This window comes from Bacillus sp. 2D03 (genome assembly GCF_003946765.1).
GTDB lineage: Bacteria > Bacillota > Bacilli > Bacillales > Bacillaceae_G > Bacillus_A > Bacillus_A cereus.
Genome location: NZ_RPSJ01000006.1, coordinates 335,799 through 351,011 on the forward strand (window position 1 = coordinate 335,799; position 15,213 = coordinate 351,011).

Genomic DNA, 15,213 nt, shown 5'->3' on the forward strand with positions numbered 1-15,213 from the left:
TTTCACAATAGTTCTTTATAGTATATATAAAGGATAACTAATATTGAATAAATACAACAAAAAAGCTTTATTTTACATAATAAGAGGATGTGTATACGATGTCATTACAGACTAAATATATAGCGGGTATTTCGCTTGGGGTTATGGGTGTAGGCTTTGCGGCTTCTATCCCTTTTCAAGGAACGATAGCTGGAGAGATTATACAAGGGGGATTTGAAGCTGGGTTAGTTGGCGGGCTTGCAGATTGGTTCGCAGTTACAGCATTATTCCGTCACCCGATGGGAATTCCAATTCCGCATACAGCTTTGTTACCTAAAAACCGTAAACGAGTAACGAAAGGGCTCATCAATACGTTAGAAAATGAGTGGCTAACGAAAGAAAGTATTACGAATAAAGTAAAAGAAATGCAGCTAGCACAAATGGTGCTACAAATTGCAGAGAGAGAAATGCAGTCTGATGCTGTGAAAAAAGGCATTGTAACGATTGCTGAGAAGGCGATTGTTTCAATCGATACAGAAAAATTAGCGGTTATTATTGAAAAAGAATTAAAGACGTATTTACATACAATTAATACAAATAACATTTTACAAGTGCTTGTTGATCAATTAGTTGTGCAAGAATATGATGAAAAGACACTTGATTACATATTAGTGAAGGTAAAAGATTGGACAGCGCAAGATGAAGCTCGTTACCAGCTCGGTAGCTTAGGTATGAAGGCGATGGAAAATATAAAAGTAGATGGATTCTTGCAGTTTACTTTGAAATCATTTATGAATATTGTAGATGAAGATAAAATTGGCGGCATTTTGCAGAAGTTTATCATTAGTAATATTAACAGCTTACAAGATGCAGATAATAGTACGAGACAACTTATTTTATCGAAAATTCGTCAAGAAATTATAAATGTAAAAGAAAATGAAGCGTTACTACAAGAATTAGAAAATTGGAAAGAAAAATGGATTGCCAATTGGAATGCTACTGACAAAATAAAAGAGATGCTGGAGCAAGTACAACAAAGAGCAGTTGCTTTTGTAAATAATGAAGAATTTGCTGATAAATATGTTATTCCATTTTTACAAAAACAAATGAATAAAATAAAAGAAGATGAACAGACAGTTCAAAAAATAGAAGATTGGTTACAAAAACAAGTTGTAAGTCTTGTTGAGAAGAACCATTCGAAAATTGGTAAGCTTGTACAAGAAAACCTTGATAAGTTAGATGATAAGACGTTAATCGAAATGATTGAAAATAACGTCGGTAAAGATTTACAGTGGATCCGAGTGAACGGGGCGGTTTGCGGATTTATGATTGGATTGGTGTTAGAAGGAATTAAAGCGATTATATGAGAAAAACCTTCCGCAATTGCGGAAGGTTTTTTATTTTTCGAGAACACTCATATTCAAATTATAAGCTTTCTCAATATTTAACTTGTACGTCCCATTTCCAGTTTTAATCGAATTTTTATACCAATGTTCTTGGGTGTTTAATTCTGGATGTTCTTCTGAAGAAGTATTTTCGTTTTTCGTTAAATCTTCTACTTGTTCCCAAGGTGTACTTCCATGTGTTTCTTTTTGATTCGTTACTGCTGTTAAAGAAACATCACTCTCTTTTGCAAGATGGACAGACACTCTTGAGCTTTCCTGTACAAACCAATTATTTTGCAATTGACCTGGATAAAGAGATAGTTCGTTATTTGAAGCACGGATTTCCACATTTTTATTTTGTGGAAGAACAAGCGTTGGTTTCACCTGTGGTGCTGAATTAAATAACGTATGCTGAACAGGTAATGATTTTAAAGTGATATACATCGTTTCTCCAGCCGTTTGAACTGAAAGGAAATCATCTCGTTTTAAATTGAGTTTTTCATTTGCTTTCGTTGTCATTTCATAAGTTCCCAAAAGATGAATTTGATTTGTATTATTTCCCTCTATCGTTAGAGGCTGATGTCCTGCATCTACTACGATTTTTTTGATAGATTCAGGTATATCAAATTGTCCGTCTGGAATATTACTCGTTTGCCTCGTTGTATTAATAGAATGACGAACTTCTTCTAGTAATCCAGTTGATAATAAACAGTAAAAAGCAATTCCGACACTTCCTAAAACGCCGATAAAGAAAATACTAAAAATATCATATTTAATAAAAGATTGCTCTTTTTTAGAGAATAGAAGGTATAGTAAAACTTCAGCTCCAAGTATGATAAGTAAAACTGGCCACCATGCAGTTAGTGTATCTAATACTTGAATTCCTTTTACGACTGAAAAAAGTAAAAAGCATCCTAACGATATAATAGAAAGCCCCATTGAGAATGTTCCAACACGCCATGTTCTCATTCTTTTGTACCACCTTTGTTTTCTTTATTTCCAAGTAACAATTTAAAGCCGCCGCCAATTAAGAGGAGTGCAACGATAGATGTTTGGAAATAGCGATAATATAGCTCGCTAAGATGAATGTTAAATATAGTTGCAAAGTAATCATTCAAAATAGGAAGGACTGTTTGATCTAATAAATAATAACCACCGAGTGTAATTAACCCGATACCAATCCATCTTTGATGATTGATAAAATAATCAATGATAGGCTCGTCATTTACACGTTCTTTTCCATACTTTGCAGTTTGCTGTAAAGCGTCAAAGAAGCTATAGAACCAAATGATTGGAACTAAAAATAAAAACGCAGAAAGTCTTAATAAATCGAGTAAATATATTGAAAGTAAAAAGGCTGCCATAAGCTGAAGGCCGCGGCGTTGTAAGCCTAAATACATATGTCCTGCTCCGGGGAACATCGCTAAAATAGAAGCGAATGTTTTATTCTTCTTTCCTTGTTCACGATGTTCTTCAAACTCTTCGAAAATAGTACGATCATCTAGTTGCTCGCCACGTTCTTTTTTCTGTAGTTGCTGAACAACGTCAAAGAAATTATAAATCCATAAAACAGGTAACGTAATAAGGAAGATAAGAAAACTTTCTTGCGATGTTAAAAGTGCAACGAAAATGATCATACTTCCGATTCCTGTGCAAGCTACTAAAAATGTAAGTCCGCGTTGCATAAGTCCTAATTGGAAATGGCCAAGCCCAGGGATGATGGATAAGAGAATGATATAAAATCGTTCGCTCTCTTTAGAGGAATTTATCACTTCTCCAGCTTCTTGCTTTTTCGTTTGGTTTATAATGGTGATAACTAAATCTAGTAAGTTAATTACCCATAGAACAGCTAGTAAAAATAGAGAAAGAAAAGCAATATCACGTTCTCTTACTACTATGGTACAAAATACTGCAAAGGAGAATAGAAATAGTGATCCCCCGCTATATAAAATAAACCGTCCTAGCTTTTTTAAGTATAAATGTCCAAGCCCAGGAATTAGCCCTAATACAAGTGCTAAAAAGGGATTTTTATTCATGCTTTGAACCTCCGTCCTTTTTCGATGTGTCTACCGATTTGTTTACAATTTGTTGTGAAATAGAAGACTCGTTATGTTTTGAAGATTTCTCTAAATTTGATGTCGCTGTAAAAATATACTGAAATAAACCACTTACCATAAAAATAATTGTAGCCGCAGTCGCAATTATGTAATGAATGATCGTGCGCTTTAGTGAGGTTGTTTTTATATTTTCATTAGACTGTAGTGTTTCAAAATTAATTTGCGTCATAACTTCGTTCGTAAATGAATCATCATTTATCATTGGAAGGTTTTCATGTTGTTCATCAATACTTTCCATATAAAGTGCTAAACAATGATCACATTCATAAAGATGTTCTTCCATAGATTCACGTTCATTACTTTCTATAAAATCTAATGTATAATTGCGCCAATCTTCTTTTGAATAATGCATCATAGAAACTCTTCCTCCTTCCAATGTTTTTTAATCCATTTTCGTGCTCGATACAGTTTCATTTCGACTGTTTTTACTTCGATGTTTTCCTGTAAAGCAATTTCTTGATAGCTCTTTTCTTCTAAGTAATGTGCGAGAACGACGTCACGGTAATTTTCGGGAAGTTCTCGCAGTTTTTGAGCAATGAGTAATTTTTGCTCTTTCGTCAATAATAAAGCCTCAATATTATGAGAGGACTGTATATTTTCCTCAGCTTCTTTACATAAGGAGAGTTCTTCACTTTCTCTAGCTTTCTTTCTCTTATAATCAATAGCGTGATTGGTGGCAATACGTGCCATCCACGTTTTTAATCCGCGAAATTGATAATTTGGGAGAGAGGTGTGAATTTTTACGAATACTTCTTGTGTAACATCTTTCGAATCTTCTTCATGTCTTAAAATAGAAAAGATAACTTGAAAAATATAATGACGATATGTTTGTACAAGGATACGAAAAGCATGCTCGCTTCCTTGCTGTGCTTTTTCAATTAATTGTTTTTCCTCAATCGGTCTCTCCCTCCTTTTTGACGCATTCTATTATATAGACGTAAAGAATGATAAGTCACCCTACACATTTTGTAAAAAAAGAATAATATATTTTTTGCGGGAGAGCTAGATGAAAAAAGGTGTGAAAAAATGGTAAAGAGAAGTATATAATGAGCAAGTAGGAAATGTTACACGGAGAAAGGATGTGAATGTTAGTAGGGAAAGGTCCATACTAACAAACATGAAAATTAAAATATTAATAGCAGATGATAACTCTTTTATTAGAGAAGGCATGAAAATTATTTTAAATACATACGAAGAGTTTGAAGTAGTAGATACTGTAAATGATGGGGAAGAAGCTGTAGCGTATTGTAAAAAGCATGAAGTTGATATTGCTCTTTTAGATGTTCGTATGCCAAATATGAACGGGGTAGAGGCGACGAAGTTCATTTGTGAAGAGACGAAAACAAAACCGCTTATTTTAACGACGTTTGATGATGATGAATATATTTTGGATGCAGTAAAAAATGGAGCGAAAGGTTATTTATTAAAAAATAACGATCCGGAGCGTATTCGTGATGCGATAAAAGGAGTATATAACGGTCAAACTGTTATGCAAGATGTTATTCTCGATAAAATTAAGTCTAATTTAATGGAAAGTAAAGAGGAAGAATTTAAAATTGATAAGAGCCTTTTCACAGAAAGGGAGCTTAGTATTATTGCATTAATTGCAAAAGGTTTCTCAAATAAAGAAATTTCGAAACAGCTTTTTATATCTGAGGGAACAATTGCAAATTATATTACGTCAGTTTTAGGGAAAACTGGACTTGAACATCGCACACAAATTGCGATTTATTACTTAACAGGGAAAGTAGATTAATGATATGGAATTTTGGTTAACTGTAAGTAAATTAATTGTCTTTTTATATATTGTGTTCAGTTATATTTACGCAAATATAGCAAATTTACCGTGGGTTATATTTACTTTACTTATTTACCTCTCTGTAAACGTAATGATTTCTATATTTAAAAAAGATACGTATAAAAAAATATTAATCTGTATGTCCATTGGCGTAGTTATGTTATTTACATGGAGGGTTCATCCATTTTTTATTTTGTTTTTACCTTTGAACTTATACGAAATTACATTCTATTACATAGAAAAGAATTGGCCACGCTTTGTCGTTATGATGCTCCCAATTACGATTGCAGATGAAAGTATTCGAATGACTTATGGATTAATTGTTGCATTTTCTTTTCTCGTTTTAACTATTGCAGATCGATATATATCGCGTGTAGTAAAGCTTGAATCGCAAAATGATAAGATGCGAAAAGATATGCAACGACTTACGAAAAGCTTACATGAAAATAAAGAGTACATAAGACAATCTGAATACACATTTAAGCTAGAAGAGAGAAATCGGTTATCGCAAGAAATTCATGATAAAATTGGTCACTCGATGACGGGTGCGCTTATTCAAATGGAAGCAGCAAAAAGGTTAATGGAAATAGATAAAGAAAAATCTGCGGAGTTATTACAAAATGCAATTCACATTTCAAAAGATGGAATTGAAAGTATTCGCATTACATTAAAAAATATGAAGCCACCAACTGAGCAAATTGGTATTCATCGTATGAAATTATTCATAGAGGAATTTGCCGGTAAGAATGATGTGAATATTCCTTTTGTATATAAAGGGAACTTAGATATGATTTCTCCCATTCAGTGGAAAATTATCGGTGAGAATGTTACAGAAGCACTAACAAATGCAATGAAATATGCTGATGCTACAGTTATTTCTATAGATATTCATGTGCTTAACAAGATGGTTAAGGTGCAAGTGAAGGATAACGGAAAAGGGGCAGCTCTTGTTAAAAAAGGTCTCGGTGTTATGGGGATGGAGGAGCGAACAGCTTCAGTAAACGGAAAAATTATTGTAGATGGAACAAGTGGCTTTTCAGTGACGATGTTGTTGCCGATATAAGAGAATGGGACGAAGATGAACCATCTCATATGAAAAAAGTGAATATTCTCATGTGAAAAGAATGAACTTCTGCACTGAGCAGGTTCATTCTTTTTGTTTATACTAAAAGCAGAGAAACCGAAATAGGGGTGAAATGATGAATACATTAGAAATTAAAAATTTAACGAAAAAATTTGGTGATTTCATCGCAGTTGATAATATGTCTTTATCTATTAAAGAAGGAGAAATATTTGGCTTTTTAGGATCGAATGGTGCTGGTAAGAGTACAACGATAAATATGATTGCTGGTTTGTTAAGAAGTAATGAAGGCGAAATTAGCATACTAGGAAAAAATATAAAGAAACATAACCGATTTGCGAAGATGAATATCGGTATCGTTCCGCAAGATATTGCGATTTATGAAGAGTTAACTGCCTATGAAAATGTGAAATTCTTTGCTGGGTTGTACGGATTACGAGGAGCCGAATTAAAAGCTAGGGTAGAGGAAGCACTTCAATTTGTAGGACTTAGTGATAAACATAAAAGTTATCCGAAAAACTTTTCTGGCGGGATGAAACGAAGACTGAATATCGCTTGTGCGATTGCTCATAGACCGAAGTTAATTATTATGGATGAGCCGACAGTTGGAATTGATCCACAGTCAAGAAACTACATTTTGCAGTCAGTACGTAAATTAAATGAAATGGGAAGTACGATTATTTACACGAGCCACTACATGGAAGAAGTAGAAGAGATTTGTACGAAAATCGCAATTGTCGACCACGGTAAAGTGATTGCAGAAGGTACGAAAGAACAGTTAAAAGCGATTATTACAGATACGAAAGATATTTGGATTGAAGTGAAGTCAGTAGAAAATTTAGATGTAGAAAAGTTAAAAGAGATAAACGGTGTGAAAGCTGTTCAAATTGAAGAGAACGTAATCAAGGTAAACTCGGATGCAGGATTAAATAATTTAAATCAAATTATTCAGCATTTCATTAATCATGACATTGAAATTCGTTCGTTAGAGGAGCAGGCTCCAAACTTAGAAACAGTATTTCTTACGTTAACCGGAAGAAACTTACGAGATAAATAAAAGGTAAATGAAGAAAAGGTAAAGGGAGGTTCATCAATTGAACATCTTCAATATTGCAATTATGCATATTAAAAGAGATTTCAGAGACGTAAGAACTTTAGTTTTTATGTTAGCATTTCCGATTGTACTTATGCTTGTGTTAGGAACAGCGTTAACCAACGCATTTAATAGTGATAGTCATTCGATTAAAGATATACAAGTGCTATATAAAGATGAAGCGAGTAGCACGTTTTCTCAATCATTTGCAGCATTTACGAAAGAAGTGGATAAATCAGGTATTCATTTTAAAAAAGCTTCCGGCAGTATAGATGGGAAAGAAGAAGTGAAGAAAAATAAATATGCTGCTTATGTAGAGTTAAATAAAGATGGTGCAAAATTTTACGGAAGTGATAAAAGTAGTATTGAGGGGAGTATTGTGGAAGGAATGCTTACAACATTTGTTGATAAGTACAATGTAGCGGTCGAAGTTGCAAAAGTAGATCCTACTAAGGTGAGCACAGTTATTTCAAACGGAAATCATAATGATTATATAAAAGAAACATCCTTACAAGCTGCGAAAAAACCAGGTTCTATGGATTACTATGCGGTTGTAATGACAACGATGATTGCACTGTATGCTGCGATGGGAGCGAGTTCTTTAATTCGAGGAGAACGAATACGTAAAACAGGAGATCGTCTCATTGCTGCACCTATAAGTAAAGCTGAAATATTCATTGGAAAAGTACTTGGTAGCCTAGTAGCAAATGCCCTGTGCATATTACTCGTCATGTTATTTAGTAAATTTGTTTTTCAAGCGAATTGGGGCGACCATCTTGGAATCATATTTCTTATTTTATTAACACAAGTCTTTCTAGCAATTAGTTTCGGTTTAGGAATCGGATATATTACGAAAACAGCTGAAGCGTCCAGGGCAATTATTATGGTTGGTGTGCAATTAGCTTCTATTTTTGGAGGTGCATATTTCGTAATAGAAGAAAATTTCGTTACGAATTTATCGCCATTAACTTGGGCAAATACAGCTGTTATGAAAATTATTTATGCAAATGATGTAGGGGCAGCACTACCAGTCATTTCTTTAAACCTTGGAATTTCAGCACTCTTTTTATTAATTGCAATTATTGCATTACGTAGACGGGAGGGGCTATAGTATGAAGGATATTTTATGGCTCATACAAAAAACGTTATCTGTGCTTTTGAAAAATAAAAAAAGTTTACTCATTATAATTAGCTTGCCGATAATAGGGACGCTCATTTCCTTCTCGATATACGGAAATGCAGGGCAAGGAACGTTAAATATCGGGATTGTAAATAAAGAAAATGAGCCGATAGCAAATGATACGATAAAGTTTTTAGAAGGATTAAATCATGTGAATGTGAGTAAGGTGAAGGAGTCTGAAGTAGAAGATAAACTCACTTCCAAAAAACTTGATGGAGTTATTACATTAGCTTCTGGTTTTTCAAAAAGTGTTCGAGAAGGGAAACCAGAGCATATTGAAATTTCATCGATTAAAGGTGATCAAGTAACAGGATTTATAAAATCATATTTATATAATTATATTGATAATATAGCAGCTATTAGTAAAATAGCAGGAACAGATCAAAGCACATTCGACAATATGTACGCAGGGTATCAAAAAAGTTCATTTAAAATGAAAACTGAGACGCTAGAAGATACTTCGAAAAATAAAGATATGACAAATCAAACGATGGGTTACCTTATTATGTTTATGCTGTTTTCAGCAGCGAACTTATCAGGTCATATTTTAAAAGAAAAAGAGAATAGAACGTACTTTAGACTATTATCAACGCCGATAGATGGGAAGAAGTTTATATTATCTAATGTCGGAGTAAATATGATAATACTAACAGTACAAATTTTGATTACAATCCTATTCCTAACGAATGTTTTTCATACGAATATCAATATGCCTTTCATAGTGATGATGGGCGTACTAATGCTATTTGCATTAATCGCAATTGGAATATCATTAGTCCTTGTAGCTTTTTCGAAAAACTCAGCATCGGCAAATGCGATGCAAAATATGATCATTGTACCAACATGCTTACTTGCTGGATGTTATTTCCCATATGATATTATGCCAAGTGCAGTACAAAAAGTAGCTAATTTTCTTCCGCAGCGCTGGTTGTTAGATACGATATCAAAACTACAGCAGGGAATACCATTCTCGGAGTTGTATTTAAACATTTTAATTTTATTCGCTTTCGCAATTGCATTCTTCTTAATTGCTATTTATAAGTTTGGAAGAAATAATGATGCGAGAAATTTTGTTTAATGTGAAAAGGTGTGGCTTAATGCCATACCTTTTTTGTTTGAAACTTAGAGTATCTTTTGTAGTATAGGAATGCTTTTGTAGAGCACTTCGTTATGTGAAGCATGCAAAACATATTTATTTCCCTCTAGAAGAAAAACGCTATGTAGAACAGCGTTACCGTCACCATGTTTTGTAAGTAAATCACCGACGACTTTGCCGTCTGTCCATTTCAGTTTGGAATGTGAAGGGACGACTTGTAAATATTGAGTTGTTTCCTCTCCATCTCCGGCAATGAGTGTCGTTTCAATATTTCTTTTTTGTATAATAAATCTATTTTTATTTAATGTATCGAGGAAAGGGTTTTTCGTTTCCATCTTACTATAAGGAAGAAATGTAATAGAAGAGTTGGATTTTATAAATAAATAATTTCCGTAATCTTTACAAGGAATAACATCTTGTAATCCTGGAAAGTAAATGTGTATTGCCTCAACTTTATTCATTTTATGTAAGATGCTTAAGTAACAAATATATTGTTCCATATAAAAATGAACGATATTTATTTTAGAAGAGGCATGGATAGGGAGACTGCCTCCAGTCCAATAACTATAATTTGGTGGAGATCCAGCGTTTGGTGTGCAGAGTATTATAAGTTGATTCACATCATTTTTATATTCGTCACTTTGAACGTAAGAACGTCCAAGAAGGCCGCCCATACTATGACAAATTAAATTTAGTTTATCGCAACCTGTAATCTTTTTAGCATAAGCAATCGTTTGTAATAAATATTTTTGTGTAGAAAAAACAATACGCTGCCGCCAGTCATAAAAACAGATGAAGAAGTCTTTATTTCGTTCGTACCCCATACTTTCTAGCATCATGATGAATGGTTCGTAAACAAATGCAGAAAGTCCAAAACTCCAATTACCAGTGCCGGGAATAATAATATTGCTCATTGAACCGAAAAGACCTGGGATAAAAACAATAGGAGTTTTTCCTTTTCTCATATTCGTATCTCCTTTAACTGTTTAGTATCAATAAAAATAAGAAATACATTTCGTATGAAAACATATTTAAATGAAACACTACGAAATAGTAAGGAATATGATTGGAAGGAAACCAAAATGATTAAAAAAATATTAAGAGTTACTTCTATTATTATTGCTATTTTCGTTTTTATTGTAATTTGTATGCATATCGATGTTACCTTAGGTAGGAAAATGGAAGCTGGAAAAAACATGCCGACAGAGTATGCGCCTCATTATAGTGACTTTCAATTATATGTAGAAGGGAAGTCTTTTTATAAACAATTATTTACTGATATAAGAGAAGCCAAAAGCTCCATCTACACTTATTTCTTCATTTTGTCGGATGATAAAAGTAGTCATACTTTTTTAAACTTATTAAAAGAGAAAGCAAAAGAAGGAGTAAACGTCTATTTATCAGTTGATCGCATTAATGATTTATCATTTGAAAGAAAGATGATAAATGAATTGCGGGAAAGTGGTGTGCATTTTACATATAGTAGAAAACCTGCATTGCCATTCGGATTTTATTCACTTCACCATCGTAATCATCGCCGTATTACGACGATTGATGGGGATATTGGCTATACAGGCGGATTTAATATAGGAGATGAGTACTTAGGGAAAGATAAGCGATTTGGATATTGGCGTGATTATCATGTACGGCTTAAAGGAGAAGGAGCAAAAGATTTAGAAGAGCAGTTTGCTTTAGATTGGAAACGAGATACGAAAGAAGAGATAAAGAGGAGTACGAATAAAGCTAGTAAAGGGAATACATTACATACTATGACTAGTTACAATGGGCATTACGTTGCTGAAAAATATATAGAGCTCATAAAACAAGCTCAGCACTCCATTGTAATTGCAACGCCGTATTTTATAGCAAAAAATAAAGAATCCATGAATGCTTTAATCGCAGCACAAAAGCGTGGTGTTACAGTAAAAATACTTTGGTCATATAAACCAGATCTACCTCTTATAAAAGAAGCGGCGTATCCATACATACGTCAAGCTGTTAATAATGGGATTACTGTATATGGGTATAAAAAAGGAATGTTCCATGGCAAATTAATGCTTATTGATAATGAATTAACTGTTATTGGTACAACAAACTTTACTTCGCGTAGCTTCAATATAAATGATGAAATGAATTTTTATATTTATGGCGGTCCTATTGTAGGACAAGTTAATAAGGCGTTAACAGAGGATTTTCATGATTCGAAAGAAATGACGAAAGAGTTTTTTGAGAAGTTATCTTTTTGGGAGCGTTGTAAGGAGAAAGTGGCGGGATTGGTTGAGTTCTATTTGTGATGATGGATTAGGAAAGGGTGCCTACAAAAGGCACCCTTTTTGGTGGGAAATCATTATTTTTCATGCACCAGCATCGTAACATCATCATTAATCAACGTCCCCACATGTTCACCTAAACATATTTTTTTCATGACTCCAGGCTCATCAAAGTTAAAGACATGCGTTGGTAAATTGTAGTCCCGGGCAAGCAGTAATGCCGCTTGATCCATGACTTGTATATTTTGTCTAACGACATCATTATAGTTTAGTTTGCTGTACATTTTTGCTGATTTGTTATGCTTCGGATCACTTGTAAAAACGCCATCGACACCCTGTTTTGCGACTAATATGGCATCGCTATTCATTTCAATAGCTCTTTGTACGCTTGGATAATCTGTCGTCACGAACGGTTGCCCGTTTCCGCCTCCAAAGATAACGATATAGCCGTTATCTAAATGGTGGACTGCACGCAAGCGAATGTATGGTTCAGCTACTGCATTAAATGGAATGGAAGTCATAACGCGTACTTCTCTATTTGTTTTACTTGTTAAAACACCGCGAAGCATTAAGCTGTTAATGATTGTACCTAACGTACCGATATTATCAGCTTCTACGCGATCGATTCCCCATTCTTCAGCTAGATGCCCCCTAAAAATGTTACCGCCACCGATGACGATGGATACTTCGATACCTAAATCAACAATGGATAAAATTTCGTTTGCGATATGTTCTAATCGTTTGGAGTTAAAGCTATTTCCAGTTTGATCGGCAAGTGCACCGCCGCTTAATTTAATTAAGACACGTTTATATGGCTTCATAACAATTCCCCCTATATAGATCGCAATAAAAAAGGAACAAAGGCGAATGCCTTTGTTCCTTTTTAAGAAAATGAAAAAGAAAAGAAGAAGATAGGACGAATTGCTTTGTATAGTTTTTCATAACATCCACTCCTTTTCATTTTGATTTGTTTTAAGTATATATCTTTTTGATTATACGAAACAATCTGATTACTTATCAAGTTTATTTTATCGTTTTTTAACAAAATGGTGTCAATGAAAAAAAGAAGAAAAATATTTGAATTTTTTGTGACGAACTTGTAGGTTTTTGTATGATTTTGTAGGTTCGCTTATAAGATGTGTGAGTAGCTTTTATAAATTCAAATTGAAAGCGTTCGCATGAAGGGGATGAACATAAATGAAAAAATTCGGATTGGCAACACAAATTTTTGTCGCGCTTGTTTTAGGGATTGTAGTAGGGGCAGTCTTTTATGGCAATAAAACGGCGATTTCTTATATCACACCAATTGGGGATATATTTATTCACTTAATTAAGATGATTGTAGTACCAATTGTTATTTCAGCATTAATTGTTGCAGTAGCTGGTGTAGGAGATATGAAGAAGCTTGGGAAACTGGGTGGTAAGACAATTCTTTATTTCGAAATTATTACGACGATTGCTATTTTAATGGGATTACTTGCAGCGAATATATTCCAACCAGGTACTGGTGTTGATATGAGTAATTTACAGCAAAGTGATATTTCTTCTTATAAACAAACTGCAGATGCAACAGAGAAGAAAGGTTTTGCTGATACAATTGTTCACATTGTACCGAAAAACGTATTTGAATCGATTGCACAAGGTGACCTATTACCGATTATATTCTTCTCAGTACTATTCGGCTTAGGAGTTGCAGCAATTGGGGAAAAAGGAAAGCCTGTCTTTAACTTTTTTGAAGGTGTACTCGAAGCGATGTTTTGGGTTACAAATCAAGTTATGAAATTTGCACCATTTGGTGTATTCGCATTAATTGCCGTTACGGTTGCAAAATTTGGTGTAGCAACACTACTTCCTTTAGGAAAACTAGTGCTAGCTGTATACGTAACTGTTATACTATTCGTTGTGATTGTATTAGGTATTAATGCAAGAATGGTTGGCGTAAACATTTTTACATTAATGAAAATTTTAAAAGAAGAACTGATTCTTTCATTTACGACAGCAAGTTCAGAAGCTGTTTTACCTAATATAATGAGAAAAATGGAAGAGTTCGGTTGTCCAAAGGCAGTTGCTTCTTTCGTAATTCCGACAGGTTATACATTTAACTTGACTGGATCGGCTATTTATCAAGCGTTAGCGGCATTGTTTGTTGCACAAATGTACGGTGTGCACATGTCACTGACAGAGCAAATAACGTTATTATTCGTTCTCATGTTAACATCCAAAGGTATGGCGGGAGTTCCAGGTGCATCGTTCGTTGTTGTATTAGCAACGTTAGGTTCAATGGGGTTACCACTAGAAGGTATCGCGTTAATTGCGGGAATTGACCGCATTTTAGATATGATTCGCTCATCTGTCAATGTATTAGGAAATGCATTAGCGGCCATTGTTATGTCGAAGTGGGAAGGCGAATTCGATAATGAGAAAGCAAAACAATATGTAGAAACAGTCAAAGAAACAAAAGCAGCATAAGAAATCGTTAAGGAGTGAATAATCATGGCAACATTAACTGAAGTTAAAAATGGTGTTCGAATTGAAAAAGATTTTTTAGGTGAAAAAGAAGTACCAAACTATGCATACTACGGCGTGCAAACGATGCGTGCAGTTGAAAACTTCCCGATTACAGGATACAAAATCCATGAAGGCTTAATTAGAGCGTTCGCAATTGTAAAAAAAGCAGCAGCGCTTGCTAATACAGATGTAGGAAGATTGGAATTGAACAAGGGTGGCGCAATCGCAGAGGCTGCTCAAGAAATTCTTGATGGAAAATGGCATGATCATTTCATCGTAGATCCAATTCAGGGCGGAGCAGGTACTTCAATGAACATGAATGCAAATGAAGTCATTGCCAATCGTGCTCTTGAATTATTAGGAATGGAAAAGGGAGACTATCACTATATTAGTCCAAATAGTCATGTAAACATGGCGCAATCAACAAACGATGCATTCCCAACAGCGATTCATATCGCTACATTAAACGCATTAGAAGGTTTATTACAAACGATGGGTTATATGCACGATGTATTTGAATTAAAAGCAGAACAGTTCGATCATGTGATTAAAATGGGTCGTACACATTTACAAGATGCTGTGCCAATTCGTCTTGGACAAGAGTTTAAAGCATACTCTCGCGTACTTGAACGTGATATGAAACGAATTCAACAATCGCGTCAACATTTATATGAAGTAAATATGGGGGCAACTGCAGTTGGTACAG

General features: G+C 34.3%; 15 protein-coding genes. 9 read left to right on the plus strand and 6 right to left on the minus strand.

Translation table 11 applies throughout. The annotated features are described in order from the left end of the window. Positions 1-98: 98 nt before the first annotated feature. Positions 99-1,346 carry a DUF445 domain-containing protein gene (locus tag EBQ15_RS16500; RefSeq protein WP_000058296.1) on the plus strand — a complete coding sequence of 416 codons (1,248 nt, stop codon included), beginning with the start codon at positions 99-101 and terminating at the stop codon, positions 1,344-1,346. A gap of 30 nt (positions 1,347-1,376) precedes the next feature. Here EBQ15_RS16500 and exsE read toward each other — a convergent pair whose 3' ends face one another. From exsE to EBQ15_RS16520, 4 genes are read right to left on the minus strand one after another with little or no spacing between them, the layout of a single operon-like run. Beyond that, positions 1,377-2,333: an exosporium protein ExsE gene (exsE, locus tag EBQ15_RS16505; RefSeq protein ID WP_001261429.1), complete on the minus strand. Its 957-nt coding sequence runs from the start codon at positions 2,331-2,333 to the stop codon at positions 1,377-1,379. Beyond that, entirely contained in the window at positions 2,330-3,400 is a 1,071-nt protein-coding gene (locus EBQ15_RS16510) for a hypothetical protein (protein WP_001039119.1), read from the minus strand. The genes exsE and EBQ15_RS16510 overlap by 4 nt, the downstream gene beginning before the upstream one ends. Beyond that, a complete protein-coding gene (locus tag EBQ15_RS16515; RefSeq protein WP_000972351.1) occupies positions 3,393-3,836 on the minus strand; it encodes a hypothetical protein in 444 nt (147 codons plus the stop codon). Before EBQ15_RS16515 ends, EBQ15_RS16510 begins: the two co-directional genes overlap by 8 nt. Then, positions 3,833-4,378: an RNA polymerase sigma factor gene (locus EBQ15_RS16520; protein WP_306302920.1), complete on the minus strand. Its 546-nt coding sequence runs from the start codon at positions 4,376-4,378 to the stop codon at positions 3,833-3,835. The genes EBQ15_RS16515 and EBQ15_RS16520 overlap by 4 nt, the downstream gene beginning before the upstream one ends. Positions 4,379-4,598: 220 nt before the next feature. Here EBQ15_RS16520 and EBQ15_RS16530 point away from each other — a divergent pair, with 220 nt between their 5' ends. The 5 genes from EBQ15_RS16530 (at position 4,599) to EBQ15_RS16550 (ending at position 9,711) form a co-directional block, all read left to right on the plus strand. Beyond that, positions 4,599-5,237 carry a response regulator transcription factor gene (locus EBQ15_RS16530; protein WP_001999532.1) on the plus strand — a complete coding sequence of 213 codons (639 nt, stop codon included), beginning with the start codon at positions 4,599-4,601 and terminating at the stop codon, positions 5,235-5,237. Positions 5,238-5,241: 4 nt separating this feature from the next. Further along, positions 5,242-6,342, plus strand: a complete 1,101-nt coding sequence (locus EBQ15_RS16535; protein WP_000397679.1) for a sensor histidine kinase — start codon at positions 5,242-5,244, stop codon at positions 6,340-6,342. A gap of 136 nt (positions 6,343-6,478) precedes the next feature. After that, positions 6,479-7,417: an ABC transporter ATP-binding protein gene (locus tag EBQ15_RS16540; protein WP_001093811.1), complete on the plus strand. Its 939-nt coding sequence runs from the start codon at positions 6,479-6,481 to the stop codon at positions 7,415-7,417. 37 nt (positions 7,418-7,454) lie between these two features. Beyond that, entirely contained in the window at positions 7,455-8,564 is a 1,110-nt protein-coding gene (locus EBQ15_RS16545; protein ID WP_001020149.1) for an ABC transporter permease, read from the plus strand. 1 nt (position 8,565) lies between these two features. Next, complete coding sequence (locus tag EBQ15_RS16550; RefSeq protein ID WP_000651878.1) at positions 8,566-9,711, plus strand: ABC transporter permease; 1,146 nt, start codon at positions 8,566-8,568, stop codon at positions 9,709-9,711. 44 nt (positions 9,712-9,755) lie between these two features. Here the strand turns inward: EBQ15_RS16550 and EBQ15_RS16555 are convergent, their stop codons facing one another. After that, entirely contained in the window at positions 9,756-10,694 is a 939-nt protein-coding gene (locus EBQ15_RS16555) for an esterase/lipase family protein (RefSeq protein ID WP_001225396.1), read from the minus strand. Between the two features lie 117 nt (positions 10,695-10,811). Between EBQ15_RS16555 and cls the strand changes: the two genes are divergently transcribed. Further along, positions 10,812-12,023, plus strand: a complete 1,212-nt coding sequence (gene cls / locus EBQ15_RS16560; RefSeq protein ID WP_000591931.1) for a cardiolipin synthase — start codon at positions 10,812-10,814, stop codon at positions 12,021-12,023. A 53-nt stretch (positions 12,024-12,076) separates the two neighbouring features. Here cls and pyrH read toward each other — a convergent pair whose 3' ends face one another. Next, a complete protein-coding gene (gene pyrH, locus EBQ15_RS16565; RefSeq protein WP_000806138.1) occupies positions 12,077-12,820 on the minus strand; it encodes a UMP kinase in 744 nt (247 codons plus the stop codon). 376 nt (positions 12,821-13,196) lie between these two features. Between pyrH and EBQ15_RS16570 the strand changes: the two genes are divergently transcribed. Both EBQ15_RS16570 and EBQ15_RS16575 read left to right on the plus strand, forming a co-directional pair. After that, entirely contained in the window at positions 13,197-14,468 is a 1,272-nt protein-coding gene (locus EBQ15_RS16570; protein ID WP_000713290.1) for a cation:dicarboxylate symporter family transporter, read from the plus strand. Between the two features lie 24 nt (positions 14,469-14,492). Then, positions 14,493-15,213 (plus strand): lyase family protein (locus EBQ15_RS16575; RefSeq protein WP_241228014.1); only part of this gene is annotated, 721 nt, incomplete at its 3' end.

What these genes read in the sequence shown, in the direction of transcription:
- exsE (WP_001261429.1), bottom strand. Translation starts at nt 2,333, where the DNA reads ATGAGAACATGGCGTGTTGGAACATTCTCAATGGGGCTTTCTATTATA.
- EBQ15_RS16500 (WP_000058296.1), top strand. Translation starts at nt 99, where the DNA reads ATGTCATTACAGACTAAATATATAGCGGGTATTTCGCTTGGGGTTATG.
- EBQ15_RS16530 (WP_001999532.1), top strand. Translation starts at nt 4,599, where the DNA reads ATGAAAATTAAAATATTAATAGCAGATGATAACTCTTTTATTAGAGAA.
- EBQ15_RS16550 (WP_000651878.1), top strand. Translation starts at nt 8,566, where the DNA reads ATGAAGGATATTTTATGGCTCATACAAAAAACGTTATCTGTGCTTTTG.
- cls (WP_000591931.1), top strand. Translation starts at nt 10,812, where the DNA reads ATGATTAAAAAAATATTAAGAGTTACTTCTATTATTATTGCTATTTTC.
- EBQ15_RS16555 (WP_001225396.1), bottom strand. Translation starts at nt 10,694, where the DNA reads ATGAGAAAAGGAAAAACTCCTATTGTTTTTATCCCAGGTCTTTTCGGT.
- EBQ15_RS16535 (WP_000397679.1), top strand. Translation starts at nt 5,242, where the DNA reads ATGGAATTTTGGTTAACTGTAAGTAAATTAATTGTCTTTTTATATATT.
- EBQ15_RS16540 (WP_001093811.1), top strand. Translation starts at nt 6,479, where the DNA reads ATGAATACATTAGAAATTAAAAATTTAACGAAAAAATTTGGTGATTTC.
- EBQ15_RS16510 (WP_001039119.1), bottom strand. Translation starts at nt 3,400, where the DNA reads ATGAATAAAAATCCCTTTTTAGCACTTGTATTAGGGCTAATTCCTGGG.
- EBQ15_RS16515 (WP_000972351.1), bottom strand. Translation starts at nt 3,836, where the DNA reads ATGATGCATTATTCAAAAGAAGATTGGCGCAATTATACATTAGATTTT.
- EBQ15_RS16570 (WP_000713290.1), top strand. Translation starts at nt 13,197, where the DNA reads ATGAAAAAATTCGGATTGGCAACACAAATTTTTGTCGCGCTTGTTTTA.
- pyrH (WP_000806138.1), bottom strand. Translation starts at nt 12,820, where the DNA reads ATGAAGCCATATAAACGTGTCTTAATTAAATTAAGCGGCGGTGCACTT.